Below are 24,542 nucleotides of genomic sequence, written 5' to 3'. Positions count from 1 at the left end.
GGTTTATAGCAATGAAGCGATTAAAGCGAAAACAATTTTTTACATACGTGCTGTTAGCTTTTCTGGTTGCCAGCGGGATGGCGATATACGTGTTTATTCAGGGGCGGGATGAACCCGGTCCCGAACAGACGCTGCAGTCTTACTTCAACAGTCTGAAAGAAATGAAATTTGACAGGCTCTACGACCTTATGACGCCTGAATCCCTTGAGCAATCGGGAATGAGCCGCGAGCAGTTCGTCGAGAAATACCAATCGATCTTCAGCGGAATGGGCGTTACCGGCGTTAAAGTGACGCAGGGGCCTGCCTTCCAGTCCGAAGAGGATCATCATTATTCCATGGACTATACCGCTACCTGGCATACCCAGATCGGCGATGTTGATGGGGATTACCACTTGAAGCTGCTTCAGGTTGAGCTAGACCATAATAAGGTTTGGGCCATCGAGTGGCATCCTTCTCTGATTCTACCAGAGATGTCCGCCGGCGACAAAGTAAGGGTCCGGGTATTGACGCCTCAGCGTGGTGAAATCACGGACCGGGACGGGAACCCGCTGGCTACCCGCGGCACCGCATACGAATGGGGGATTACCCCTTCCGAGCTCGGCGACCATCCGGATCAGACGATCGCAAGCATCGCCGCCTACTTCAAACTTCCGGTGGAATATATCCAAAAAAAGCTGGCGCAGAAATGGGTCAAACCGGATTATTTTGTTCCGATGGCCCATGTTCCCGATGCCGATCTGTCCCAAAAACTGCCGGGAGTCTCGGTCAGACCGAAAGAAGTGAGGTATTATCCGATGGGCCAAGCCGCTGCCCACCTCACCGGTTATGTCCGTCAGGTGACGCAGGAAGATCTGCAGAACGATAAAGACGGCTATTATGCAGCCGGGGATTGGATTGGCAAGGCCGGACTGGAACAATCGCTGGAAAAGCAGCTGCGGGGACGAAAAGGGGGATTGATCGAAATTACCGACGCGAAGGGGAACCGTAAACGCATCGTTGCCCAGAAGCCAGCGGTAAACGGCGAGAACATCCGGCTTACGGTCGCCTCCGCTCTTCAGCGGGACCTGTACCGTACGCTATCCGGCGATACCGGCGCGGCAGTGTTGATGAACCCGAAGCATGGAGATCTGCTGGCCCTGGTCAGCACCCCTTCGTATGACCCGAACCAAATGGTCACCGGCCTGTCACAGCAGGAATGGGATGCTTATTCCAAGGATCCAGAGCTTCCTTTCTTTAACCGGTTCGCGGCCCGGTATGCGCCGGGTTCGGTGTTTAAAGCGGTGACGGCCGCTGCCGGCCTGACCGAAGGCATAACCAAAGCGGATAAAACCCGCCGCATTGACGGTCTGCATTGGAAAAAAGACGCGGGCTGGGGCGGGTACTATGTCACGCGGGTGAAGGACGTCAGCTCCGTGAATATGGTGGACGCCCTCGTGTATTCGGACAACATTTATTTTGCACAAGAAGCGCTGGAAATGGGCAGCGGCAACTTTATCGAGGGCATATCCAAATCCGGCTTCGGCGAGAATTGGGGGCTGGACATGATCAACCTGAAGCCAAGCCAGTATGCCAACGCCTCCCACCGGGACCTGGCATCGGAAGTTCTGCTCGCGGATACATCCTATGGACAAGGAGAAATGCTGTTGTCCCCGATCCATGTGGCGGTCGCATTCACACCCTTCGCCCAGCAAGGCAAACTTGTCCCCCCTATCCTCTTTCTACGGCAGGAAGATCAAGAATCTCCTCAAGCGATCCAAATCATCACTCCACAGGTTGCCGAAACGGTCAAAGATGCACTGACGCAGGTCGTCAGCCGAAGCGGCGGCACCGCTCACGCGCTGTCTTCTGCTGAGCTGAAGCTGGCGGCAAAAACCGGTACAGCCGAGCTGAAAGCCAAAAAAGGTGAACAGGGCGAGGAGAATGGATTCGTGGTCGCCTTCGACGCGGAGCAATCTTCTTTCCTGATATCCGCACTGATCGAAAATGTACATGCACGCGGCGGCAGCCACTACGTCGTGAACAAGCTGAAACCTTTTCTAAATACACTGAATCTACAAACAAAATAACGGTCAAAAAATCCGTCAACTTGCGTTGCATTCTGGTTAACCTTCTGGACGAGGTAATGAAATGGCCGGGGACGAAGCGGTCTTGTGCCTTTTGCCAGGCCGTGCCGACTTGTACCACTGGAGACAGAACAAAAAGATGAGGATCAGGTCAACGGCATCCCCCCCGTAATACATGAGCTGTGCTCCCGATTCAGCCTGGGCTATGGGGACGCCTCCCGGCGGATATGCATATAGAACCTTAGCCAAGATTCCATGTCCGGCAAGAGATAACACGAGGATGCCTGCACGAAATCCGTACCCTGCCCGGTGAGGACTGGGATCTATACAGAGCAGTGCTGCGGCGTATAAGTACCCTGCGACGAACATATGCGCATGCACCAAAACGTGAAGAACCGGATGGTACTGCATCGCCGAATACAAGCCGGAATAATACAGCACCCACAGTCCCCCAACGTTCAGAAGAGATGCCGTAACCGGGTGGCTCAACAGACGCATCGGCCGGCTTTTCAGCCAGGTTGACAAACGGCGAGCCCACGAAATCGTTAAGCTGCGCAGCAATAGGGTCACGGGAGCAGCGCATGCGATCAATAGTGGGGACAGCATGCCAAGAAGCAGATGCGCCAGCATATGATAGACAAAGTCATCATGCGCTCTTGCCCCCAGTGGTCCAGTTAACGCCGCTGCGGCAGCAAGGACTCCGAGGAACCAGCAGATCGTGCGCATGGCGGGCCATCTGTTAAACCGGCGATTCGCAGCTTTCACTGCCACAGTGTAGAGGCCGATAAGCACGAGAAATAAGAGGATGAAGATCGCATCATGGAGAGTCCCAGTCCCGGCATCATGGTGACCTCCGGCAGCATGACCTGCGTGATGTCCTGTCATGTTCACTTAACCGTCCCTTTCCGTTTCCCGCTTCGCTAATCTGCCCGTTTGAACGATCAGCATGATGCCGATGATCAGAATGACGACGGCGCTGACATTCCAAACGACGTCGTATACGAAAACGTTGTCAACGTACCGAATCTGATGAATCCGCATCCACTTGTGCTGAATCGTCCCGTCATACAGCTGAAATCCGCCGACGCCGAGGAGCATGCCTCCCCACCAGCGTTTCGGCCATATGGCGTTTCTCCGCCGGAGATCCGATACCATAAACATGCCGGCGACCGTCGCGAACCAATTGAGCGCATGAAACAGGCCGTCCGACACAAGCCCCACGGCCGACGTGGATTTGTCATAAAAATGATGCCAATGCAGCAGCTGATGAAACACGACCTCATCCACAAAAGCGATAAATCCGATGCCGGCCAAAAATCCCGACCAGAAGTTGCGACTGGCGTACGTGATCCGGGCTGAAAGTATGGAAGACTCCGTTGCGTTAGATCTCATGGTTTTTCCACCTTTTGTAAGACATGTTATTTCTCAATATACCCAGTCGATGCCAGGTTATAACATGTTCTGAATCCCACTTTCCCCCGTTTCATTTCGCAGCACGCAAGTAAGCCGCTTTGCTGCTTGCAAAGCGGCTTTTTAACCAATCGATTACCAATCCTGAAGAATTGCTGTAATCCCTTTATGGTCGAACCTGTACTATCATTTCTAGCTCTTTCACATACGATTTCACCATATTGCCGTTAGCGTCCAGCTTGAACAGCCCCGTTTGTACCTTTTCGTCTGCAAAGACAGGGAAATACGGCTTGATGGTAAATGAACGGACTTCCGGGTTTAACGGATCGACGAGATAATCGGTATACAAGTCGTCGTCCCCGTTATTTCCCCTCCGTCTGGCATTTCCGACCAGCAAATTCAGCTCATGGCCTTGATCATCGATAATGTCGTACTGCAGTTGGTTGGCATTTGCCGAAATTCCCTTGGTCATCAAATGCAGCCGCGTGGATAGCGTGGTGAATTCGACTTTCTCCAGGCTTAGCTGAATACCCCCTGCCTGCTTGACCAGCTTCGGTTCGATCACGAGCGGCTTCTCCCCATTCTTCTGGATCGGCACCGTTAACCGGAAAGGATCGTCTATGCCTTTCAGCGTAATCAAGGCCGTCAAATTCATCATATCCGGCAAGGCCAGCTGCGTATCTCCTTGATTAGCCCCATCGACCAACGTAAAGATGATTTTGTCGGGGTCCTGGGTTGGTTTAGACATGAAGTACGGCCCCTTCCCCCATTGTTCCTTACTGAATATCGACTGGCCATTGATCAGAAGATCTATGTCACTTATACTGGCTTTCTCCTGCGCAGGGCCCGTCGTCCCGCTGTCGATCGATCCGTTAAGAGGAGCGGAATACCCCGTGCCGCTTCGTTCAAGAGCAAATGACAACCGCGTTTCGTCAAAAGCCGCCGCCGGAATGCTGAGCGTGATCCCATCGTGGGTATCAAATACGTTCACAGGTAAAACTATTCCCCGTTCCTCCGCGTTTTGAAGACCTCGATCTCCCGCAAGCTTAAACACGTTGCTCACAACCGGCAGGTTTTTGAGCGCATCGGCCATAGCGGGGGATATCAAACCACCGCTTATAATGCCGATGATCACAATAGCCGATAACGCGGCAGCTGACTGCCGGATCATTCTGTGACGCTTGATCGCCGAAGCATGTTTCTGAACGTTCGCCGCCTGCTCTATCCGGCGGATCGCTTGATAAGCCTGGTCCTGACGCAAGCGAACGACATCGGGAATTTGAACCGGAACGGATTTATTTAACCGGCGCAGCTGTTTTTCCAGATCAAATGGATTCATAGTTTAACTCCCCCTCGTTGGCTGCCAAGTAACCTCTCATCAGATTTTCCCTAGCCCGGTGCAAGCGTGTCCTTACAGCCCCTTCTGTTAGTTCCAAAGCAACTGCGATTTGCTTGATGGACATATCCCGAAAATAAAAAAGCTCTATGACAATCCGCAGGTTGTCGTCCAATTGTTCTACCCGGTCGCGCAGCTCCACAAGCCGGGAGTCCTCGAACCCTTCTGTAGAATTCTTATCAGGCACTTCAGCCATCGAAATGGTCCGTTTCCGGTTACGAAGCAGTTGATTGCACTCATTAATTAATATCCTGATGACCCAGGTTTTGAAAAATCTAGGTTTTCTTAAGCCCGGCAAAGCATTAAATACCTTGATAGTCGTTTCCTGCATCGCGTCCGCACAGTCCGCATCTTCCTTGAGAATGCTTTTGGCCACACCATACATCTCAGGTTCAAGCTTTTGAATCAACCGAATGAACGCTTCGCGGTCACCCTCCTGCGCTCTTTGTATATCGCTGATACGAATCACTTTCGTGTCACTCCTTCTAAGGGCCCTCATCCAATTAGATGGACAAGTTGGCCTAAAGGTTACAAGGTATATGAAACTTTCCCTAACTACAAAAACAAGCACCAAATAGCGTGCCGTGTAAATGGAGCCGTTTTCGTGAGCCTCAACTTGACCCGGAAGACACGCCCAATTTATAGTTGGATCAGAATGAAACAAGAGGAAGGGTGAAAAGCCCAACAAAGGAGTGCATCGGTTTTGAAACAAAACAAGTATGACGATTCCGCTTTTTTCGCGGCGTATAAAGAGATGCCCCGGTCCATCGGCGGGCTTGGGGCTGCAGGGGAATGGCATGAATTTAAAGCATTGCTTCCGGATCTGCAGGGCAAATCGGTTCTCGACCTCGGCTGCGGCTTTGGCTGGCACTGCCGGTATGCGCGGGAACAGCATGCAGCTGAGGTGGTCGGCGTAGACATTTCGGCTAAAATGCTGGAATCCGCACGTGAACAAACAGATGATCCGGCAATCACCTATCTGCAGGCACCGATCGAAGATATCGACTTTCCCGACGGCCATTTCGACGTCGTCCTCAGCTCGCTCGCTTTCCATTACGTGCAGTCGTTTGATGCCGTATGCCAAAAAGTACACAGCTGCTTAAAGCAGGGCGGCACCTTCGTCTTCTCGGTGGAGCATCCTATTTTTACGTCTCGGCCCGAGCAGGAATGGATTCTGGACGACCAGGGGAGCCCGCTGTACTGGCCGGTGGATCACTATCAGGATGAAGGTGTTCGCAACACAGCGTTTTTAACGGACCATGTCATTAAATATCACCGTACCCTTTCCACTTACATCAACGATTTAATTCGCACCGGGTTTGCCATCACGGCGGTTCGCGAGCCGCTTCCCGACCCGAAATTGATGCACCACCCCGGCATGAAGGACGAAACCCGACGGCCGATGTTCCTCATTCTGTCTGCCGAGAAAAAATAAAACCAACAAGGACAAGCTTCCCGCCTGTCCTTGTTGGTTCGATGCCGGTGCTCACTGCAAGGCACCCAGCGTTACATTGCCGCCCCTTGAACCAATGCCTCCTGCACCGGAAGCTCATGAATCGTCCGCAGGTAGCTGATCGTCTTGTTGGCCGAATGCATGACGACCGAATAGGTTTCGGCTTTGTCTTCCTGCAGGTACCGCACACCGTTCAAGAATGATCCGGAAGTGACGCCCGTGGCAACGAACAGCACTTCTTTTGTACCTACGAGATCGTCCATCGTCAGCAGCTTGTGCGGATCCGGAATCCCCATCCGCAGGCAGCGCTCGAAATCCGAAGTGCCGGCCGGAAGCAGTCTTCCCTGCATCTCCCCGCCAAGGCAGCGGAGGGCGGCGGCGGCCAGTACACCCTCAGGCGCACCGCCTGAGCCGACATACAGATCCACTTCGCTTTCCATCGCCGCCTCAATCGCTCCCATGACGTCGCCGTGACTGAGCAGCTTGATCCGCGCCCCCATCGTCCGGAGCCTGGCAATGATGTCCTGATGGCGTTCCCGGTCCAGAATCGATACCGTTATATCCGATACCGGCTTGTTCAGTATGGCCGATGCTTTGGAAAGCGTCGTTTCGATCGGATCATCGAGGGACAGCTGCCCGGCCAGCTTCGGACCTGCCGCCAGCTTGGCCATGTACATATCCGGCGCATGCAGAAGCTGGCCTGCCGAAGCGGCGGCAATGACCGATATGGCATTGTTTAAACCGCTGGCTACCGTTTCGGTCCCCTCAAGCGGATCCACCGCGATGTCGACCTTCGGACCGCGACGATCCCCCACTTGTTCGCCGATATAGAGCATGGGAGCTTCGTCCATTTCCCCCTCGCCAATCACGACCGTTCCATCAATGGGCATCGAATGGAATTGCTTCCTGATCGCTGTCGTTGCTGCCTGATCTGCGCTGTTTTTGTCTCCTCTTCCCGTCCAGCGTCCGGCGGCAAGCGCCGCCGCCTCTGTCACTCTTACCATGTCCATAGCGATATGACGTTCCATTTCTTTACCTCTCCTCCTATTCCATGCCCCGTTAATTCTGCCGTGTGCTGCTGAATGAAAACCCAAGCCTCCTCCCGTTTCGTTTTATTGTGTTTTATATATTACGTCACATTAAGCTATTTATCAATATATATGACATCATTAATTTTTAATACAGCTATAGACGGGATGAATATCGTTTCCAAGTCCTATATATAATCTGAAAAAGCGTACTCCCCTCAATTATAACAAGAGGTAAGTACGCTATTGTTACGTCATATATACTATTGTAAAAGCTCGCGTGCCAGCAACTTATATACCTGCAGCCGCTTTTCCTGGGAATGCGGGATGCTGCAGATCATGGCCTCATCAAATCCATACAGCTCCTGCTCTTCCTTCAGGCGGGCGGCAATTTCCTTAACCGGGCCAACCAAATGCAGCCTCCGGTTGTCCTGGATCAGCATCCGGTCCATTTCGGTTAACGGGTAATTGTGCGCTTCTTCCGGAGTGAGCAGCTGCGTGATCTGCCGCCCCTTAGCCATCATAAGCCGAAACAGATCCTGCGGCAGCGCCTCATATTCGGCTTCTTCCCTAGTCTCAGCGGTGGTCACCAAATAGGTCACGCTGATCTGCGGTTTCTCCATAAATGCCGAAGGCTTGAACTGGTCTTTATAAATATCGAGAATTTCGCGGCTCATCGCCCCGTTGAAAAATTGCGCAAACGAATACCCCACACCCATCTCTCCGGCCTTTAACGCACTGTCGCCGCTTGATCCGAGCAGCCATGCCTCAGGCAGGGTGATGTGAGCCGGGGATGCGGCGTTTTTGGCGTACAGGCTATCTTCCGGAACCTCATCATTCATCAGCTGCAGCGTCGTCTTCAGCTTCTCGTACATATTGTGCAGCATCAGCTGCCGCCCTTCCGACAAGGCATACATGGAGCTTGTATCTCCGCCGGGTGCCCGGCCGACGCCGAAGTCGATCCGGCCAGGCGTGAATGCGCTCAGCGTCTTGAACACCTCGGCCAGCTTCAAAGGGGAATAATGCATCATCATGACACCACCGGTGCCGATCCGAATGGACTGCGTTTTGGCCGCAAGTCGGGCCGCCGTCACTTCAGGCGCCGAACTCGCAAACGTTCGCGCCCCATGGTGCTCGGCCATCCACATTCGGGTGTATCCCAGCTCGTCGGCCAGAACGGCCAATTCTTCCGCCTTGTGAAGCGCTCCTTCCGCCGTATTTCCTATCGTAACGGGTGCTTGATCCAATACACTTAATTTCATGAGGTTACCTTCCCTTCCAGGTTAAACATCATCCTGAACGCTATTTCTTTATCCTGCATTAAAGAGGATAAACATTATCCACGTTATCGTAATATATCCTGGTCGAAAAGTAAAGACTGGCATCAAATCAATTCGGTGATTCTCTGACCCGCTGTCAGCATGACAAAATCCGATGACATACCTTTTTTCGTTCCTGGCAAGTGCGCCAAACTTCAGCGTTATTGAAGCTTTTATTCAGCAGTATGCTCCAACCACGGGCGGAGAAAGCCCTCAATATCCTGCCTGGTTTCATGAAAATAGGTATTGTTATGCCAGCCGTAATTAAAAAAGCCATGCTCCATGCCATCATAAGTTTTGAACGTAATCGGGTTGCCGGCATCCTGCATTTCTCGAACAAAGCCGCGGTTCTGGTCATACAAATCGTCCCCGGTTCCGCATATCCAGAGCGTCTGCGGCAGGCAGCGCCGGACATGATGGATAGGCGAAATCTCTTCGGCAATAGGCAGCAGCTCGGGGTATCGGCGGGACATAATGTCCACCCCGTCCATCCCGGCCGCAAAGATGACAAGCTTATCGGGAACGGCATTCACGCTCACATCGTCCATATCGTCGTTCAAACGGTCGAACATGATAGAGGATACGGAAATATACCCGCCCGCCGAAGCTCCGCATATGGCCAGCTTCTCCGGATCGACACCGAGCTCCTCTGCATGCTGACGCACCCATCGGACGGCAGATTTGACGTCCATGATCGCCTGCAGCGGAGTAAATCCCGCATCACGGCCTGTCCTATAGTCCACGCAGATGGAAACAATGCCGATGGAAGCAAAATAACGGGCTTGGTGCTGAAATTGGGCCGGCGAAAACTTGGGATTCGGCTGAAAGCTTCCACCCTGAAAAAACAAAATCACCGGCCTGTTTGCCGCCTCCTGGTCCGGTTCGGACACATACAAACGCAGCTTCCGGTCATTTACCTCTTTGTAGGTCATTTCACGCACAGGATAATCAAAAGGGAATTGCATGGCATTCATCCTTTCAACGAATAGGATATTGCCAAAATTATACATGATCCGGTCGATCTTGTCGCTCGTTTTCACCGATCACCTGGGAATGTCCAGTACTGAAGCCGTATCCGTTTTGATTCTTCCCCTGCCCTCAACAGATCGATACGGTACTGTTCACGATCTGCCCATCACGGTCCTCCAAAATATGCGTTCCGCTCTCGCAGTTGCTCTTACGCTCCCAAGTTACCTTATATTGATGCCCGGTGTGCTCCACGGCGACGATTTTGAGCTCACCGAACCTGTTGTTGCGCTCCTCATATTGCTGAACGATTTGAACCGCCTGCTCCTCGGAAATAATGGCTGGCTTGGTATCCTCTGAATGCTCGCATCCGCTGAGCAAAGCCGTTGTCAGCAGCAGCATGATCATGGCATATTTAATCATAACGCCGTCTTCCCCTTTCGCCTGGATGGGCTGGAACTTTTGATTGAGCCTTCATTCTGTTGTTAAAAGAACGAGAACGCAGCGACAAATGTTGCACCCTTCCCTTATTTCCGTGTTCAAGCATACTCCATTATAAAGTTCCATGAGCCGACGGGACAAAAAAAAGGCTGACCTTATAAATAAGGCCAGCCTTTCTCAATCACGTTGATTTACACGAGTCATATGCGATTCATAGCTCTCACTTTTTCATGCCGGTAACTTCGGCCACGATTTCGTACGAACGCAGGCGGGCCGCCGGGTCGTAGACCATCGAGTTGACGATCATTTCGTCCGCCTGGGTCTCATTCAGGAAGGTCTGCAGCTGCTGCTTGACTTCTTCCGGATTGCCGATGACCGATGAACGGATCTGTTTCATCACATGCGCCTTCTCGAACTCGTTCCAGTTGCCTTCCAGCGATTTAACCGGCGGCGCGAGTTGGCCGGGCGTATTCCGGATCAGGCTCAGAAACTGCTGCTGATGCGATGTGGCGATAAACTCCGCCTCTTCCGTTGTATCGGCCGCGTACACATTTACTCCAACCATGGCGTAAGGTTTGTCCAGAACCGCAGACGGCTGAAACTGTCTCCGGTAAATGGCCAGCGCCTGCAGCGTATGATCGGGCGAGAAATGACTGGCAAAGGAGAACGGCAGGCCCATCTTGGCAGCCAAAGCAGCGCTGAAATCGCTGGAGCCGAGCAGCCAGATCGGAACTTGCTGTCCTTCCCCTGGAATGGCCCGGACGCGGTTATATTTGGACTTCTCGTCGAAATAACCCATCAATTCCTGAACATGCTGCGGAAAATAATGCCCGTTGCTCGGATCGCGGCGCAGCGCTTCCGCGGTCAGCTGGTCGGAACCCGGAGCGCGTCCGAGTCCAAGGTCGATCCGCCCCGGATACATGGCTTCCAGCGTACCGAACTGTTCCGCGATGACCAGCGGCGCATGGTTAGGCAGCATAATTCCTCCGGAACCGACGCGGATCGATTGGGTCCCTCCGGCTACATACCCGATGACGACGGGCGTTGCCGAACTGGCGATGCCCGGCATGTTGTGATGCTCAGCCAGCCAATAACGGTTATAGCCCCAGCGTTCGGCGTGCTGCGCCAGGTTCAATGTATTTTTAAACGATTCGGCCGCGGTTCCACCCCTGACGATGGGTGCCAAATCAAGAACGGAAAACTTGATCTGATCCAGCGTTTTCGTATCGTGGTTGCTCATAGGTATCAGCTTCTTTCCTGCAAATTTATATGAATGTCGGTAGGACAATTGAATCGTAAGTTGTCATGCAAATGAATGATATTGATCGATAAAAGTGCAGATGCGTAAGGCTCAATCGCCGGCCGTTAATCCAAATAGCGGCGAATCCGGTTTACAACGCCGGGGGTTTCCTCTTCCGTCTCCTCTTGCTCGGCCTTTACTTTGCGGACCTTCTCGGGTGTAACGTCATTGCCCAGCGGGTCAACCACCGTCAAACGGGAGAACGTGCCCAGTACCTGCCCGCGGATTTCGCGGAGATAATCCTCGCGTAGCGATTGCTGTTCCACGCGTTCCGCGTTGGTGAGCCCTTCTTCTTTTTCCTTTTTGGCAAGCTCATTGATTCGGCTTAAAATCGAAATCATGCTTTTCCCTCTTTTCTTGTTCGTATGTTATACGACCATTTTTTCGTGAACCCAATCCTTTAGCGATTCAATCTTCTGTCTGTAACGCTCCCGATGTGCATCGTCATAGATGGATGCTACCGTCTCCCGCTGAAGCACGGTCTTCCAGGCGGATTCTGCTTCTTCCATCAAATTGGCCAGAAGGCAGCACGGATCAGGATCGTCCCGCAGCTCCAGCATATCCCGGAAAATGCCGCTGGAGGAATAAAGGGACTGCTGCCCTTCAATGGCGATGTAAATATCGTAGATACGGATATCTTCTGTTTTTTTCTTCAATTTAAACCCGCCTTTTACCCCGGGCACGGAGGTGATTAGATCCGCGCTGACCAGCTTACGCAAAAGCTTCTGGAAATACGTCGGGGAAGTGCCGAGCTGCTGGCTGATCGCCTCGCCGGGCAGAACCGCCTTGTCCGGAAGCATGCTCAGCAGAAAAATCGCATAAACGCACTGCTCCACGCCGGTCTTCATATGCATAGGTCGTCACCTCCAATATTAATGTGGTCTTCATTAATCCCATTTGAGCAGAACAAATTGGTTTTACTGACTAAAGCGGATAATCATTGTCCGTATTAGATTATATGAAATCGGACCAAATGTAAACCATTAGTTTTACTATGAAAAATTTGCAGTAACTTTCACAGCATAACAAAAACGGATACCCGGCAGGAATGAGGTTTCCTGTGAATATCCGTTACTTTTCAAGGCACACCTGATCAGATCCATTGACGCTCGTGCAGATGGTCAAAAATTCGCTGGCACACCGGCGATACGCGGCTGCGATCCGCATAGGTCAGCCAGGCAAACTCCTCGATTTCCGCCGATGGGCGGAGCTCGCCAGAATAAGCGCCGGTGTAACAGCTCATTTGAACCGTCACATTTTCCGCTTTGCCATGTGCCTGAGCTTCAAACGTTCCCACGAATGCAAGGGTCTCCGGATCGATCGCAACCGTAAGCTCTTCCCTGATTTCACGGATCAGCGTCTGCTCATCGGTTTCACCGGGTTCCCTCTTTCCCCCAGGCAAATAATACGTGTCCTTTCCTTTGGAACGTGCGGAGAGTACCCGTCCGTCCTGAATCTGAATCCAGGCAACCTTATCAATCATGGTCGTCATATTCGACTTCACTCCTTATCTATTTCCTTGCTCGAACGCGGCAGTCTCTTTTTGAACGGCAGCAGATTTTCCCGCTGGAAGCCGCCCTTCGCCGATTTTGAAAACAACGATTCCGGCCACGATAACAAGCACGCCGATCACTTTGTTCGGAGTCAGCGGAACCTTCTCCAGTCCCATCCAGCCAAGCGAGTCCCAAATCAGCGCAAACCCAAGCTGGGACGTCATGACTACGGCGATAGCAAAAGTGGGTGCAAGCAGCTTCATGCTCTGCATCAGACAGAACACAACCCCCACTCCGATCATGCCGCTGAACCAGTACCATGGCTGCATATGCTGGAGCGTCAGCATGCCCTTGCCTTCGACCGCCAAGCCGATGCCAAACGAAGCGACAAACCCGAGGAACAGCACCCTCGTGGTTGTCGCCCATGAGCCAATCCGCTGATTCATTTTGCTGTTAAAAATGTTCTGCAGGCTCACCAGGGAGCCGGCGATCAGTGATAACACAAGACCAAGCATCATTGGTTTGCTCCTCCTTTCGTTACGACTTCATAAATATTTTGTCCAGCCAGATCGCTAAGCCCTTTTCTGTCGATTACACGGATATATCCTTTATCCCGCTCCACGAGTCCGTCTTTGCAAAACTTCTGGATCACCCGGTTGACGTGGCGATAGCTGGTTCCGATTAAGTTGGCCGCGTCCACCAGGTTAATCGCTGTCCGCTGTTCCTCCCCGAAAGAGTCCGCCTCGTCGAAAGAGATTGACAGCAAGTAGCTGGCCAGCCGGACTTCAACCGGATACATCAGATTAAGGCTTAGAAAATTGGATTTTATATAAAACTTATTGGTGATCATATCCAGCAGAAACTGGAGCATAGGAGCGTAATCCTGTCCAAATTTCCGCAGCCAGCGGTGGTGGATGCCGATCATATGCACGGTCGTGACTGCTTCAACGGTATTGACCGTATCCGTTTCCTTGAGATATTCGATATCTCCGATAATCTCCAGCGGCTTCATAAAGTTAAGGATCAGCGTTTTCCCTTCGGGTGAGGTGGTATAGATTTTAATTTTCCCGCTGACGAGCACATATAAATATTCCGCAGGTGCTCCCTGCGAGCAGATGAATTCTCCCTGGTCAAAGCCATAAAGCGATAAATGTGGTCTAAACGGTTCGTAAAATATCGTCTCCAGCTCATATTGACGCATGTAATCCGCCAGCAGCCCGCGGTCCTGAATCTCTCTCATCTTGAACGTCCCCCTCTAACTTAGGCCCATCATAATGGCGTACGGCAACGATGTCAAAATTTAAGGATGACGACGCCTGCAATCATCATCCCGATCCCGATAAACTGTGCGGGGCTGATCTTTCGTTTTTTCATGCCAAACCAGCCATTCAGATCGACAATAAATGTCAGGCAGAGCTGGGCGATCAATAATGCGGAAATCGTAAAGGTCACTCCGATCGTCTGAATCGACGTCACTTCGCTGAAAATGATGACTGCTCCCAAGGCCCCGCCGATGCGGTACAACGGCTTGACGCTTGTAAAGCCCTCCCGGCTGCCGTCCCGTGCAAACAGCAGGATGATCAACGCGAGGATACAGCCGGTCAGTTGGGTTACCGCCGCGGCCTGCCACGTCCCGATATCCCCGCTGATCCGCGAGTTGGCGACACCCTGCAGCGTAATGCAGGCGCCCCCCAGCAGTGCAAATATAATGCCTTTCATAGGTCCTCTCCTTCTGTATTTGTTCTGTCATTATTAAAAGGCAATCGCGGCGGTATAGGATAGGACATATGTCCTCAAATGGATGGAATCCCGCAGGCCAATGAATCTGAACAGCAGACCGGGACTGCATAAAGACCCTCCGACACAAAAAAACCGCACGTCAGTTAGCTCAGCTAACGTGCGGTTTATCTTCATCTGCGGACCTCGATCTTAGGTTATGTCATCCCGGTTCGAGAGACGGTCTATAAAATTCAGCATTTCCGAATTCCGCGCGTCCAAACGATGGTCCTCTTGTCCAAGTTATTGCTAGGTGCAAAAGCAATTCCGAGGTCATTTGTTCCCGGATCGCCGTGAAGCGTTCATCTCTGTACAAATTAAACCACTCGCCAGGATCTTCCTTCAGATGGTACAGCTCCCCCTTAAGCTCGTTCAGCCTGGAGTCTGCATCGTCCAATGGCCCTGGTAAAGACATGATCAGCTTCCAATCCCGTTTGCGCCACATGACGGACGGAGCGGCGAATCGTCCGTCTTCCGTCGTCCGGTGGAACTCGCAAAACGTTCCTGTGCGCCGCTTGCCTGCTAACAAGTCTAGACCGGGAAGCATAGGATTAAGTTCGGCTCCTGATGCTTTCGCCAGCGTCGGAACCAGGTCGATCAGCTCGGCCGGCCTGTCATCCGTTATCCCACGCATTTCAGCGGGAATCCAGCTGCCGGACAATATCATCGGAACCCGTACGCTGCTCTCAAACAAGCAATATTTACTGAAGCGGAACCGGCGCTCTCCCAACATTTCACCGTGATCCGATACGAAAACGATCAGAGCGTTGTCCAGGTATCCCTTAGAACGCAGACCGTCCAGCACTTCTCCGAAATAATGGTCCAGCCAAGAACAATTGGCCCAGTAACGCAGCGTTGTCCGCCTGCGCTCCATCACGCTCATCCGTTCCCACTTCTGCCTTCTGTCCCAATATCGGCTGCCGCCTTCTCCGTGGATCAAAGCCTCTTCTTCCACATGCGTTTCCTGTTCTAATTCCCAAGGAGGCTGCTCAATGTCCGGAATGTCCTCGAGCCGATACCAGTCTTCGAACTCCTTCGGAACATTAAAGCCCGCATGGGGCTTTAAAAACGACAAATACAGAAACAACGGCCGCGAACCATCCAGCCCGTGTTCGATAAACTTTTTGCATTGCTCAGCCACCCACCCGTCACGATGCCGGTGCATCGGCACTTCGCTGGTGCGGCCGATATATCCGAGCACATTTTCTTCCCCGCTTCCGTAATCGCGGGTTTCCTCATAATATGCGCTCAATCCTTCCGGATCATCCTCATCCATCATCAGCGCATTCTCTTCGTAATGCCCGCTGTCCCGGCCGAGCCCGATAGCCCGAACCTCAAATCCGCGCGCCGACGGATGGGACCGCCGGCCGTGATTCCAGTGCGTTTTGCCGAAACCGGCCGTCTGGTACCCCTGCCTGCGCAGCAGCTCCGGCAAAGGCGGGATGGGAAAACCGTCCTCGTCGTCAAGGCCGTCCCGGTTGGTTCTTACCCCGATTTGCGAAGGATACAGGCCGAACATCATCGAACTGCGGCTGGGAACGCACATTGGCGCTTGGCAAACCGCCTGGCTGAATACGATCCCTTCGTCCGCAAGACGGTCGAGCGTCGGTGTTTTGATATGCTGATTGAATCTCCCGATGCAGTCCCAGCGCTGCTGGTCGGTCATCAGAAATATAATATTCGGTTTCGTTAAAGCCATTGAACCCTAACTCCTCCCTTATTTGCACGGCTTACCTCTGCCGGTCATCCTTTGATAGAGCCGACCATGGCTCCCTTGGCAAAATGCTTTTGCAAAAACGGATACACGAGCACAATCGGTACGGTCGCCACGATAACCGCTGCCATTTTCAGCATTTCGGAAGGCGGAGGCGCAGCGGACACATCATAGGCATCTAGAGCCGCGTTGTTGGCGCTGAGCAGCATATTTTGCAGCAGAACCTGAATCGGCCATTTGGTGGAATCGTTCAAGTAAATCAGTGCCGAAAAAAATTGGTTCCAATACCCTACCGCATAAAAAAGGCCAAAAGCAGCCAAAGCAGGCATTGACAGCGGCAGAATGACGGAAAACCATATCCGCACATCGTTGGCGCCGTCCATCGCTGCAGATTCATCCAGATCGGCAGGAATGCTCTCAAAAAAGGATTTCATCAGCAGCACGCTCCATCCGTTAGCCAGCGACGGGATAATGAGCGCCCAGATACTGTCGATCAGGCCGAGCTGGCGCACGAGCATATAAGCCGGTATTAATCCCGGGCTGAACAATATCGTAATCAGCACGAACAAAAGAACCTTGCGCCGCCCGCGCATTCTCCGCCGTGACAGCGGGTAGGCGAGCATGGCCGTCACAATGAGTGATAATGCTGTGCCGACGGTCGCAAGAAAAGCGCTGTTTCCCACTGACCGCAGGAACGCGTCCGTTGAGAGAAGGTAGCGGTAAGCATCGAAGCTCCAGTGATCGGGCCACAGCAGCCAGCGTTTCTGGGCAAATTCAGCTGGATCCGCAAGCGAAACGACCAGCACATAATAAATAGGAAAGCATGTCGCCAGCCCCAGCAGTCCAAGTCCGACTCCATTCAGGCTTTGGAATGCCTGGTTTCTCCATCCAATTCTCATACTTTTCTCTCCGATCTGCAGAAAACTCTAAAATATCCCACCATTCCCCCATTTATTGGCCAGCTTGTTGGACAGCAGCACGAGCACGAGTCCGACCACCGACTTAAAGAGTCCGATCGCCGTACTGTAGCTGAACTCTCCGCGCTGAATGCCGATGCGGTAGACGTAGGTGTCGAACACTTCCGCAACATTGGAGACTGCCCCGTTGTACATGAGGAACACCTGCTCGAAACCTACGTCCATCAAATCCCCCAGCCGCAAAATCAGCAGCACGACGATGACGTTACGTAAAGCGGGCAGTGTGACATGCCACATTTGTCTGAATCTCCCCGCTCCATCCATTTTCGCTGCTTCGTACAGCTGCGGATCGACGCCAGCCATCGCGGCCAGAAACACGATCGTCCCCCAGCCCGCGTCCTTCCACATCGACTGCAGCGTAATGACGATCCAAAAGCTATGGGGATTGGTCAGAAAATCGATCCGGTCATACCCTGCTGCCTCCAGCCAGTGATTGACGAGACCCTCGCCTCTGGCGAACAGCGTGAACGTCAAACCGGCAATGATTACCCAGGACAAAAAGTGCGGAAGGTACAATACAGACTGCACCAACCGCTTATACCCTCCACTGCGCACCTCGTTCAACAAAAGCGCAAGCGCAATCGGCAGCGGGAAGAAAAAGACTAGGTTCAGCACATTGATCGCCAGCGTGTTGCGAAGCAGCATCCCAAAATCCGGCGTGGCGAAAAATGTATGGAAGTGCTCCAGACCCACCCAAGGGCTCCCCCTCATTCCGGCAAACGGGGAGTAATCCTGAAACGCCATGAGCGTTCCCCACATCGGTATGTATTTAAACACGATGAAGAAGAGAATGCCGGGCATGGCCAGCAGATACAGATACGGGTTTCGTCCGATATCGCGAACCAGCCTATGAAAATACGTCCGTTTGGACATGGACTCGCCTTTGTTCCGATATGCAGGATGGTTGTCAGTCATTGTTTTCGCTTGATTCAAGACTCCGCCTCCCATCAATGCCCGTTGCGTTTCCGATAAGCGTCTGACATTTCTTTCGTCGCTTGGATGAACTGCGGATCGCTTTTCGTTTTGGCAACCAAGTCATCCCATGCGGACAGCGGTTCTTGGCCGATGACGATCTTGGCGGTCAGGTCGCTGATCCGCTTCTCGAGGTCCGGCAGCAGCTTTTCCGCAACTGGGGAGTACAGGCCTACCCCGATATCCGGTACGTTCTCCTTGCTCCGCTGAGCATCCACCTGGCTTCTCAGGTCCTCCAGCTCCTTCAGTTCCGGATTGGCTGGCGGGGGATTCAGCGCAGGATCGATCGAATTGACGATCTGATTGAAGTCGGATGCGTTGTCCTTCAGGAGTTTGTCTGGATCGACGATTTTGACCACGTTTTCTACCCGATAATGAATCCCCTCGATGCCAAACCGTTGAACAGCGGATACTTCCGGCGTCAGCCAGGTGTCAACTAGTTTCAAAATTTGCTTGAGTTTGTCTTCCGGCACCGTTTTTGGAATGGCCAGAATGCCATTAAAACCGGTCCCTTTCGGGACAAATCCGTTAAGCGCAGCCAGTGGATAAAAATCCGCTTCCTTGTAAGACGGTACGAGCTTTTTCAAACCGGGAGAATAAACCTTGGGCCCGGTTCCCGTCTTGTCGATTACACCGCCGGCCCGATTGCCGATGTAGTAGTCTCGCACCTGCGTTGTTTTCAAGGTTAGCAAGTCTTCAGGCAGCAGCTTTTCCGAATATAGCTTAGCTAAATAAGCCAGCGACTCGCGGGCTTCCGGCAGAAAGGGGGCATAGGTCAATCCATCGCCTTCTTCCTTCCAGGAGCCGGTCACGCCGGTAAAAATTTCACGGAACGTGCCTGTCAGCGTATCAATCCCAGCGGACAGTCCGAACGTATCGGCTTTTCCGTTGCCGTCGGGATCCTTTTCGGCAAATGCCTTCAATACACCGTACAGCTCCTCCGTCGTTTTCGGAGTCTGAAGGCCCAGCTTATCCAGCCAGTCCTTGCGGAGAATCAGGAAGGATACGTCATTCGCATCGCGTCCACGGGGAATGCCGTAGTTTTTCCCATCCTCCATTTTGGTAAGCTCCCACGCAACTTCAGGGACTCCCTTCTGCAAATTCGGGTAATCCTTCAAATACGGTGTTATGTCCCAAATGGCCCCCTGCTTGACCAGATTCCGGAAAGACGGCCCGAACGGGTCGCTGATATAAGTCAGATCAGGCATCTCGCCTGAGACGAGTGTAATGTTCAATTTATCATCATACACATTGTTGGAAATCCATTGAATGTCCAGCTTTGAATCCGTCAGCTTTTCAATTTCCCGCTTGATGACATTATCATCGGATGCCGGAGGTGTGCTGGGCGTTATGGTCATAATGCTGATTTCGGCACGCTCGGGAGCGCCTTTTGAATTTTGCCCACCGGCTTCGTCATTCGAAGAGCCCGCAGATCTCCCGCAAGCAGACAATGACACCAGAACCGTGCACATGAAAATTTGAAAGAACAGGCGTGGCTTTACTCTCATCCGTTATCCCTCTCCCTTTTATAACTAAGAATTCACCCTTGTTTAGTAGGATTTATGAAACCATCTTAGCTTAAAATGGGACTTGGTAATTGTATAATCGGGACAGATAATTGACTCTTTGAGCCAAGGACCGTCACTGGCCGTCCTGCATAGATCGTGCCTGCTTCTTTAATAAATCGTTTTCCACAAGCATTCCTTTCGGTATCTGCTTGGCGTGCAGCCCGCTAGTCTGACAAATGTACGGTTAAAATGCGAAGAGTCGCTAAAGCCTGCGAACGATGCAATCGAGTCCACACTGCGGTTCGTTTCCGCCAGCATCTGCTTCGCTCGCTCGACCCGGATTTGCAGAAGCGTTTCATGAATACTTCGGTTCGTTTGCTCGCGAAATACACGGCACAAATGCCTGCCGCTAATCGTGAACGCCCGGGCGAGTTCCTCGATGGACAGCTTCCGGTGGAAGTGCTGCTCGAGATACGCAATCACCTTTCGAACCAAGATTTCGTGCTGGATCGGCGCGGGTTTGGTGCGGGAGATATCGGGAGATTGCCGCAGTAAGATTCGCGACAGCCGGATGAGCAAATGCACTAGCAATTGGACAGCGATTACGTTGGCGCCTGGGGCGCCTGTCTTTAATTCCTGAAGCACTGCTTCCAACTGGCCAAGCACTTCCGTCGATTCCGCCGAAGTCAAGGACAGTTTCCTCGGAGGGCGTTCGCCGCTACCGCAAAATGGCCTAATAAAGGGAAGGTCCGTCAGAACGTTCAAGCCTTTCGGCAAATATGCAGGAATCGTCTCCTGCCGAAACAAGCAGTTCACGATTTCAAGATGACTATTTGGGGCATCAGGAAAATGATGGCTTTCCCCTGGCATGATCAAGAACACATCCCCGGTGTTCAGCGCATAATTCGTTCCGTTGATCCGATGCATGCCTTGTCCCTGGACAACATAAATAAGCTCAACGAAATCATGAAGATGTTCTTCGAACAGGTTGTGCTTTCCGTGGGAAGCGCGTTGAATCCACACGTCATACTCCCCTCGATCGTATTCCGAAAATTTTTTCCGCTCCATATGGACCTCCCTTTCGCTGTCTCAAAAAACGCAAGGAGACCTATCGGCTGAATGGGCCAACAGGTCTCCGTTTGTACGGTAGACGTTAATATTCTGATACGCCTAACTTTGCGATCAATTATAAGCAATTCCGGAGGAATCGTAAACATGAACTACCCCTTGCTAACATAGACGCCTTTTTTGATTAGTGATTAATCAATAACAAACGCTTAAACTGTTCTAGAGTCAGCCGTCTGTGATGGCTGAACCGATGCTGCGGTGTTTGCCTGCTGCAGTGCTTTGACTGTCGCGGTAATGCCTTCCTCGAACGGTGTTGCGATAATCGGCCCGATCCACTTTTCGTACTTGGCTCCGCTCAGCGTCAGCGGTTCCTCGGTCAAGTAAAGCATCTCTACGATCTCTTTCATCACGGGCACGCCTAATCCGAGCAGAGATAACCCTATTTTCTTCAGCGAAAAGACCGGTTTACTGCTTCCACTGGCCGCTCTCGCGATCCGCACGATCTCCCGTCCCGATATCAGCCCGCCCCCTGGAATGTTCCAGTTTTGACCGTAAGCTTCGTCATGACCCGCGACTTCGGCAATCATGGCGGCGGCGTCCGGCAAGTAGACATATTCGCGGGGAACAGTCATATTGCCGATGAAAAAGGCCATTTTGCCCGCCGCAATCGCTTCGAGCGTGGAACCCAGATAGGACGCTTCATTCGCTGTTGGCCCATAATAATCCGGCAGACGGACGATCATAACCCTTGCCTTTTTCCAGCGCTTATCGAACAGCATGCGTTCGAAGTTCAAGCGAACCTTCCCTTTTCTCGTATGCGGCTGTTTCGGATGTTCTTCGGTGACCGGGTCGGACTGCCTTCTTCCATAAGGATAGATCCCATCAATCGCAACCACTTTGATAGCGAGCTGTTCTGCCGCCTCCATTACGGATTCACCCAGCGGGATCAGCTTGCTGGCCATCTGATGGTACGGTACGTTCGCACAATGAAACATGACGTCTGCATCCCCAGCTTGCGCGATGATCTCCTCAGGCCGCATGGCATCTCCTATGGCCAGCTTCAAATGCACCGGGTTTCCCAATCTGCCGGCGAGCTGCTCCAGCTTTTGGCGTGATCTTCCGAACGCAATCGTAGGAATTCCCCGCTTTACCAATTCCTCTGTAATGGCTGCACCTGTTCCGCCCGTTGCTCCAACCACCATCGCTTTGTTTATCGTCATAATGAAATCGTCCTCTCTGTTTTGTATTGTGATTGATCAATCACTAATTTGAACTCATCATAACATTCAGTTAGTGATTGGTCAATAACTAATCATGAAAAAAAATCCATTTCGATAAGGAGACCTCTCTCTCGTCCCCTTATCTTTCTTTTAATTCGGGCAAACTGATCGCATCCGCTACGTTGCACAGCATCCCTCTGGCCAAAAAGAGCATCGTTCTTTCTTCGGGATGTGGAATCCCCGCCTCGCGAAATGCCTGCAGTACGATTTGACGAACCTCCCGGAATCCGTTTCTCATCGCTTCCTGGATCGCTTCTTCCTGAATCGTTTGGGACTGCATCTGCAGCAGAATTTCGTTCCGGTGGTTCTCCATGATTTTCTCGTATTCCGTAATCAGCTCCGCTTCAAGCCGCTCCGGCGACGCCGACTTCACGACTTGCTGAAACGACTCGATCATCCGGGACCAGGACACTTCCAGAGCCGCAAGCAGCAGCGCTTCCTTCGTTGAGAAAAAACGAAAGACGTAAGGCTGCGATATGTGGGCCCGCTGTGCAACCTGTGCCGTGGTGGCCCGGTAATAGCCCGTTTCGGCAAAAACCTCGATGGCGGCCGATATAATATCTGTTCTTCGGTTGACCGAAGTAGACGCATCTCTTGCCATGGCGCAACTCCTTTTCATGACGCAGATTAGTAAGTAATTGATCACTATCTAAGAAGTATAGGGGATAACGAAGCGAAATGCAATTCGCTTCCCCTTGCTGAGCGGTGATAAACCAAAGAGACGGACCGCCGCTGCGGTTCGCCTCGTTTTACGATGATATTTAAATGGTTTGTCCTTTGACTTCGCTGTCCTGCCTCCTACCGCTTCAAGGACGTCGTGCTCACCACGCCATATCTCGCAAGCAGCCTGCGCCCGAGCAGTCCAACTGCGCGATCCGTCAGGAAGCCCATTAGCCCTAAGCAAATCAGACCTACGAAAATCCAATCCGTCCGGAAAAACAGGCGCGAGTTCCAGATCAGATACCCGACTCCCTCATTGGAGGCGATCATTTCGGCTCCGATGATGGCCATAAAGGATGTGCCCATGGCCAGCCGGATGCCGGTAAAGATGTACGGAACCGTTGCCGGGATGATGACATGAACGACGATCTGCCATTCGGAGGCTCCCATGCTGCGGGCTGAACGAATTTTATCCTCCTCGACGGAGAGAACGCCGGTGAACGTATTCAGAATGACGATAAAAAATGTGGCGTACATGATCAGCATAACTTTGGACGTCTCGCCGATGCCGAACCAGACCAGGAACAGCGTGATGAATGCGATCGGCGGAATAAACCGGATAAAGTTCAAAAACGGCTCAGCGAAGGTTCGGATGAATCCGACCTTACCGATAATGATCCCGATAGGCACCGCCACCAAACTGCCGAGCGTCCATCCGAGAAGGACTCGATAGGCGCTGATGCCAATGTACTGCAGAAGGGTGCCGTCCATCAGCAGTTCATATCCGCCTTTCGCCGTGTAAATCGGCCCAGGCAGAATCTCCGGCCCGTATACGAGCGAGACCAGCTGCCAGATGACGATCAAAGCGATCCAGAACAGCACTTGAAGCGGTCCTTTCTTTATTTTCTTGCTCATGGTGATTCCTCCGATCGGATTCTATTCGTCAAAATGGGCCTGAATGCGGTTGTACAGGTCATGGAATTCAGGCGCGGCCAAATCTCTCGGGTACGCCAGCGGCACCTCGTAAATATCGGTGATCCGCGAAGAGGGTCCGGCGGACATAATACCGATCTTACCGCCTAGTAGCAGCGCTTCCTGTATGTCGTGGGTAACGAAAATCACCGTCTTGTCGGTTTCCTGCCAAATCTTTACCAGTTCGCGCTGCATCGTTCGTCTGGTCATCGCGTCGAGCGCGCCGAACGGCTCATCCATCAGCAGAATCCCGGGATCGTTGGACAGCACCCGCGCAAGCTGCACCCGCTGCTTCATCCCGCCGGAGAGCTCGCGGGGGAATTTATTTTCATGCCCTTTGAGCCCAACCATGCCGATAAAACGATCGGAGATTTCCTTGCGCCGGGCGGCGGGAATGCGCTTCATCCGCAGGCCGAACTCCACGTTCTCCCTGACGGTCAGCCAAGGGAAGAGCGAGGAATCGGCCTGCTGGAAGACGACGGCCCGATCCTGACCTGGCCGATCCACCTCTTTCTCGCCCACCCGCAAATGCCCCGAGGTTTTCGACACGAACCCGGCGATCAGGCTGAGCAGCGTCGACTTGCCGCAGCCGCTAGGGCCGAGGAGAACGAAAAATTCTCCTCCCTTCACGACCAGATCGACATCCTGAATAATATAATGCAGATCGCCTGCCGTCTGCTGTTGACTATAGCTTTTATTCAAGCGCTCAATATAAATCTCGTTTGGTCTGGTTACTGCCCCCATCA

26 protein-coding genes are annotated in these 24,542 nt (G+C 52.4%); 2 read left to right on the top strand and 24 right to left on the bottom strand.

Annotated features, from left to right (window positions below):
* The first annotated feature begins 11 nt into the window (after positions 1–11).
* Positions 12–2,066 carry a penicillin-binding protein PBP4(5) gene (gene pbp4, locus ABID47_RS16695; protein WP_354498308.1) on the top strand — a complete coding sequence of 685 codons (2,055 nt, stop codon included), beginning with the start codon at positions 12–14 and terminating at the stop codon, positions 2,064–2,066.
* 36 nt (positions 2,067–2,102) lie between these two features.
* On the opposite strand, the gene ABID47_RS16690 is transcribed toward pbp4, so the two are convergent.
* The 4 genes from ABID47_RS16690 to ABID47_RS16675 all read right to left on the bottom strand — a co-directional run bounded on the left by ABID47_RS16690 (position 2,103) and on the right by ABID47_RS16675 (position 5,338).
* Complete coding sequence (locus tag ABID47_RS16690; RefSeq protein WP_354498306.1) at positions 2,103–2,948, bottom strand: cytochrome c oxidase assembly protein; 846 nt, start codon at positions 2,946–2,948, stop codon at positions 2,103–2,105.
* A gap of 6 nt (positions 2,949–2,954) precedes the next feature.
* A complete protein-coding gene (locus ABID47_RS16685; protein WP_354498304.1) occupies positions 2,955–3,455 on the bottom strand; it encodes a DUF2243 domain-containing protein in 501 nt (166 codons plus the stop codon).
* A 184-nt stretch (positions 3,456–3,639) separates the two neighbouring features.
* Complete coding sequence (locus tag ABID47_RS16680; RefSeq protein WP_354498302.1) at positions 3,640–4,812, bottom strand: DUF4179 domain-containing protein; 1,173 nt, start codon at positions 4,810–4,812, stop codon at positions 3,640–3,642.
* Entirely contained in the window at positions 4,799–5,338 is a 540-nt protein-coding gene (locus ABID47_RS16675; protein WP_354498300.1) for an RNA polymerase sigma factor, read from the bottom strand. The genes ABID47_RS16680 and ABID47_RS16675 overlap by 14 nt, the downstream gene beginning before the upstream one ends.
* A gap of 234 nt (positions 5,339–5,572) precedes the next feature.
* On the opposite strand from ABID47_RS16675, the gene ABID47_RS16670 reads away from it, so the two are divergent.
* Entirely contained in the window at positions 5,573–6,304 is a 732-nt protein-coding gene (locus ABID47_RS16670) for a class I SAM-dependent methyltransferase (RefSeq protein WP_354498298.1), read from the top strand.
* Positions 6,305–6,375: 71 nt separating this feature from the next.
* Here ABID47_RS16670 and glpX read toward each other — a convergent pair whose 3' ends face one another.
* The 20 genes from glpX to ABID47_RS16570 all read right to left on the bottom strand — a co-directional run bounded on the left by glpX (position 6,376) and on the right by ABID47_RS16570 (position 24,540).
* The gene (gene glpX, locus ABID47_RS16665; RefSeq protein WP_354498296.1) at positions 6,376–7,350 is read right to left on the bottom strand and encodes a class II fructose-bisphosphatase; all 975 of its coding nucleotides are present in this window, start codon (positions 7,348–7,350) and stop codon (positions 6,376–6,378) included.
* A gap of 263 nt (positions 7,351–7,613) precedes the next feature.
* Positions 7,614–8,612: an LLM class flavin-dependent oxidoreductase gene (locus tag ABID47_RS16660; protein WP_354498294.1), complete on the bottom strand. Its 999-nt coding sequence runs from the start codon at positions 8,610–8,612 to the stop codon at positions 7,614–7,616.
* A 230-nt stretch (positions 8,613–8,842) separates the two neighbouring features.
* On the bottom strand, positions 8,843–9,634 hold the full coding sequence (locus tag ABID47_RS16655) for an alpha/beta hydrolase (RefSeq protein ID WP_354498292.1): 792 nt from the start codon (positions 9,632–9,634) through the stop codon (positions 8,843–8,845).
* A 133-nt stretch (positions 9,635–9,767) separates the two neighbouring features.
* On the bottom strand, positions 9,768–10,058 hold the full coding sequence (locus ABID47_RS16650) for a hypothetical protein (protein WP_105443239.1): 291 nt from the start codon (positions 10,056–10,058) through the stop codon (positions 9,768–9,770).
* Positions 10,059–10,296: 238 nt separating this feature from the next.
* Positions 10,297–11,316 carry an LLM class flavin-dependent oxidoreductase gene (locus ABID47_RS16645; protein WP_354498290.1) on the bottom strand — a complete coding sequence of 340 codons (1,020 nt, stop codon included), beginning with the start codon at positions 11,314–11,316 and terminating at the stop codon, positions 10,297–10,299.
* Positions 11,317–11,441: 125 nt separating this feature from the next.
* On the bottom strand, positions 11,442–11,717 hold the full coding sequence (locus ABID47_RS16640) for a DUF896 domain-containing protein (RefSeq protein ID WP_145134125.1): 276 nt from the start codon (positions 11,715–11,717) through the stop codon (positions 11,442–11,444).
* Positions 11,718–11,744: 27 nt separating this feature from the next.
* Positions 11,745–12,230, bottom strand: coding sequence for an RrF2 family transcriptional regulator (locus ABID47_RS16635; protein ID WP_089547005.1), 486 nt, complete (start codon positions 12,228–12,230; stop codon positions 11,745–11,747).
* A gap of 239 nt (positions 12,231–12,469) precedes the next feature.
* Positions 12,470–12,868 carry an NUDIX hydrolase gene (locus tag ABID47_RS16630; RefSeq protein ID WP_076166708.1) on the bottom strand — a complete coding sequence of 133 codons (399 nt, stop codon included), beginning with the start codon at positions 12,866–12,868 and terminating at the stop codon, positions 12,470–12,472.
* A gap of 15 nt (positions 12,869–12,883) precedes the next feature.
* Entirely contained in the window at positions 12,884–13,387 is a 504-nt protein-coding gene (locus ABID47_RS16625; protein ID WP_354498287.1) for a DMT family transporter, read from the bottom strand.
* Positions 13,384–14,109 (bottom strand): Crp/Fnr family transcriptional regulator, encoded by a 726-nt coding sequence (locus tag ABID47_RS16620; protein WP_354498285.1) that lies wholly within the window; start codon positions 14,107–14,109, stop codon positions 13,384–13,386. Before ABID47_RS16620 ends, ABID47_RS16625 begins: the two co-directional genes overlap by 4 nt.
* 53 nt (positions 14,110–14,162) lie before the next feature.
* Positions 14,163–14,588, bottom strand: a complete 426-nt coding sequence (locus tag ABID47_RS16615) for a DMT family transporter (protein WP_076166721.1) — start codon at positions 14,586–14,588, stop codon at positions 14,163–14,165.
* 220 nt (positions 14,589–14,808) lie between these two features.
* Positions 14,809–16,344, bottom strand: coding sequence for a sulfatase family protein (locus tag ABID47_RS16610; RefSeq protein ID WP_354498283.1), 1,536 nt, complete (start codon positions 16,342–16,344; stop codon positions 14,809–14,811).
* A gap of 44 nt (positions 16,345–16,388) precedes the next feature.
* A complete protein-coding gene (locus tag ABID47_RS16605; RefSeq protein WP_354498281.1) occupies positions 16,389–17,258 on the bottom strand; it encodes a carbohydrate ABC transporter permease in 870 nt (289 codons plus the stop codon).
* Between the two features lie 27 nt (positions 17,259–17,285).
* Entirely contained in the window at positions 17,286–18,209 is a 924-nt protein-coding gene (locus ABID47_RS16600; RefSeq protein ID WP_354498801.1) for an ABC transporter permease, read from the bottom strand.
* Between the two features lie 74 nt (positions 18,210–18,283).
* Complete coding sequence (locus ABID47_RS16595; protein ID WP_354498279.1) at positions 18,284–19,816, bottom strand: type 2 periplasmic-binding domain-containing protein; 1,533 nt, start codon at positions 19,814–19,816, stop codon at positions 18,284–18,286.
* Between the two features lie 168 nt (positions 19,817–19,984).
* Positions 19,985–20,884 (bottom strand): AraC family transcriptional regulator, encoded by a 900-nt coding sequence (locus ABID47_RS16590; RefSeq protein WP_354498277.1) that lies wholly within the window; start codon positions 20,882–20,884, stop codon positions 19,985–19,987.
* Positions 20,885–21,093: 209 nt separating this feature from the next.
* Positions 21,094–22,104, bottom strand: coding sequence for an NAD-dependent epimerase/dehydratase family protein (locus ABID47_RS16585; RefSeq protein WP_354498275.1), 1,011 nt, complete (start codon positions 22,102–22,104; stop codon positions 21,094–21,096).
* 139 nt (positions 22,105–22,243) lie between these two features.
* Positions 22,244–22,765, bottom strand: a complete 522-nt coding sequence (locus ABID47_RS16580; RefSeq protein ID WP_145134137.1) for a TetR/AcrR family transcriptional regulator — start codon at positions 22,763–22,765, stop codon at positions 22,244–22,246.
* 197 nt (positions 22,766–22,962) lie between these two features.
* On the bottom strand, positions 22,963–23,739 hold the full coding sequence (locus ABID47_RS16575) for an ABC transporter permease (protein ID WP_076166739.1): 777 nt from the start codon (positions 23,737–23,739) through the stop codon (positions 22,963–22,965).
* A gap of 21 nt (positions 23,740–23,760) precedes the next feature.
* Positions 23,761–24,540 (bottom strand): ABC transporter ATP-binding protein, encoded by a 780-nt coding sequence (locus ABID47_RS16570; protein WP_354498799.1) that lies wholly within the window; start codon positions 24,538–24,540, stop codon positions 23,761–23,763.
* Between the last annotated feature and the right edge of the window lie 2 nt (positions 24,541–24,542).

It is taken from the genome of Paenibacillus favisporus, assembly GCF_040545415.1.
Lineage (GTDB): Bacteria > Bacillota > Bacilli > Paenibacillales > Paenibacillaceae > Paenibacillus_AQ > Paenibacillus_AQ favisporus.
This window is presented reverse-complemented; position numbering and strand designations above follow the sequence as displayed.

Coding starts and splice junctions, on each gene's coding strand:
- ABID47_RS16570 (WP_354498799.1), bottom strand. CDS start 24,540: ATGGGGGCAGTAACCAGACCAAACGAGATTTATATTGAGCGCTTGAAT.
- ABID47_RS16620 (WP_354498285.1), bottom strand. CDS start 14,109: ATGAGAGAGATTCAGGACCGCGGGCTGCTGGCGGATTACATGCGTCAA.
- ABID47_RS16630 (WP_076166708.1), bottom strand. CDS start 12,868: ATGACGACCATGATTGATAAGGTTGCCTGGATTCAGATTCAGGACGGA.
- ABID47_RS16625 (WP_354498287.1), bottom strand. CDS start 13,387: ATGATGCTTGGTCTTGTGTTATCACTGATCGCCGGCTCCCTGGTGAGC.
- ABID47_RS16600 (WP_354498801.1), bottom strand. CDS start 18,209: ATGTCCAAACGGACGTATTTTCATAGGCTGGTTCGCGATATCGGACGA.
- ABID47_RS16605 (WP_354498281.1), bottom strand. CDS start 17,258: ATGAGAATTGGATGGAGAAACCAGGCATTCCAAAGCCTGAATGGAGTC.
- ABID47_RS16640 (WP_145134125.1), bottom strand. CDS start 11,717: ATGATTTCGATTTTAAGCCGAATCAATGAGCTTGCCAAAAAGGAAAAA.
- ABID47_RS16590 (WP_354498277.1), bottom strand. CDS start 20,884: ATGGAGCGGAAAAAATTTTCGGAATACGATCGAGGGGAGTATGACGTG.
- ABID47_RS16615 (WP_076166721.1), bottom strand. CDS start 14,588: ATGAAAGGCATTATATTTGCACTGCTGGGGGGCGCCTGCATTACGCTG.
- ABID47_RS16650 (WP_105443239.1), bottom strand. CDS start 10,058: ATGATTAAATATGCCATGATCATGCTGCTGCTGACAACGGCTTTGCTC.
- ABID47_RS16610 (WP_354498283.1), bottom strand. CDS start 16,344: ATGGCTTTAACGAAACCGAATATTATATTTCTGATGACCGACCAGCAG.
- ABID47_RS16645 (WP_354498290.1), bottom strand. CDS start 11,316: ATGAGCAACCACGATACGAAAACGCTGGATCAGATCAAGTTTTCCGTT.
- pbp4 (WP_354498308.1), top strand. CDS start 12: ATGAAGCGATTAAAGCGAAAACAATTTTTTACATACGTGCTGTTAGCT.
- ABID47_RS16635 (WP_089547005.1), bottom strand. CDS start 12,230: ATGCATATGAAGACCGGCGTGGAGCAGTGCGTTTATGCGATTTTTCTG.
- ABID47_RS16585 (WP_354498275.1), bottom strand. CDS start 22,104: ATGACGATAAACAAAGCGATGGTGGTTGGAGCAACGGGCGGAACAGGT.
- ABID47_RS16575 (WP_076166739.1), bottom strand. CDS start 23,739: ATGAGCAAGAAAATAAAGAAAGGACCGCTTCAAGTGCTGTTCTGGATC.
- glpX (WP_354498296.1), bottom strand. CDS start 7,350: ATGGAACGTCATATCGCTATGGACATGGTAAGAGTGACAGAGGCGGCG.
- ABID47_RS16680 (WP_354498302.1), bottom strand. CDS start 4,812: ATGAATCCATTTGATCTGGAAAAACAGCTGCGCCGGTTAAATAAATCC.
- ABID47_RS16685 (WP_354498304.1), bottom strand. CDS start 3,455: ATGAGATCTAACGCAACGGAGTCTTCCATACTTTCAGCCCGGATCACG.
- ABID47_RS16655 (WP_354498292.1), bottom strand. CDS start 9,634: ATGCAATTCCCTTTTGATTATCCTGTGCGTGAAATGACCTACAAAGAG.
- ABID47_RS16690 (WP_354498306.1), bottom strand. CDS start 2,948: ATGACAGGACATCACGCAGGTCATGCTGCCGGAGGTCACCATGATGCC.
- ABID47_RS16580 (WP_145134137.1), bottom strand. CDS start 22,765: ATGGCAAGAGATGCGTCTACTTCGGTCAACCGAAGAACAGATATTATA.
- ABID47_RS16660 (WP_354498294.1), bottom strand. CDS start 8,612: ATGAAATTAAGTGTATTGGATCAAGCACCCGTTACGATAGGAAATACG.
- ABID47_RS16595 (WP_354498279.1), bottom strand. CDS start 19,816: ATGAGAGTAAAGCCACGCCTGTTCTTTCAAATTTTCATGTGCACGGTT.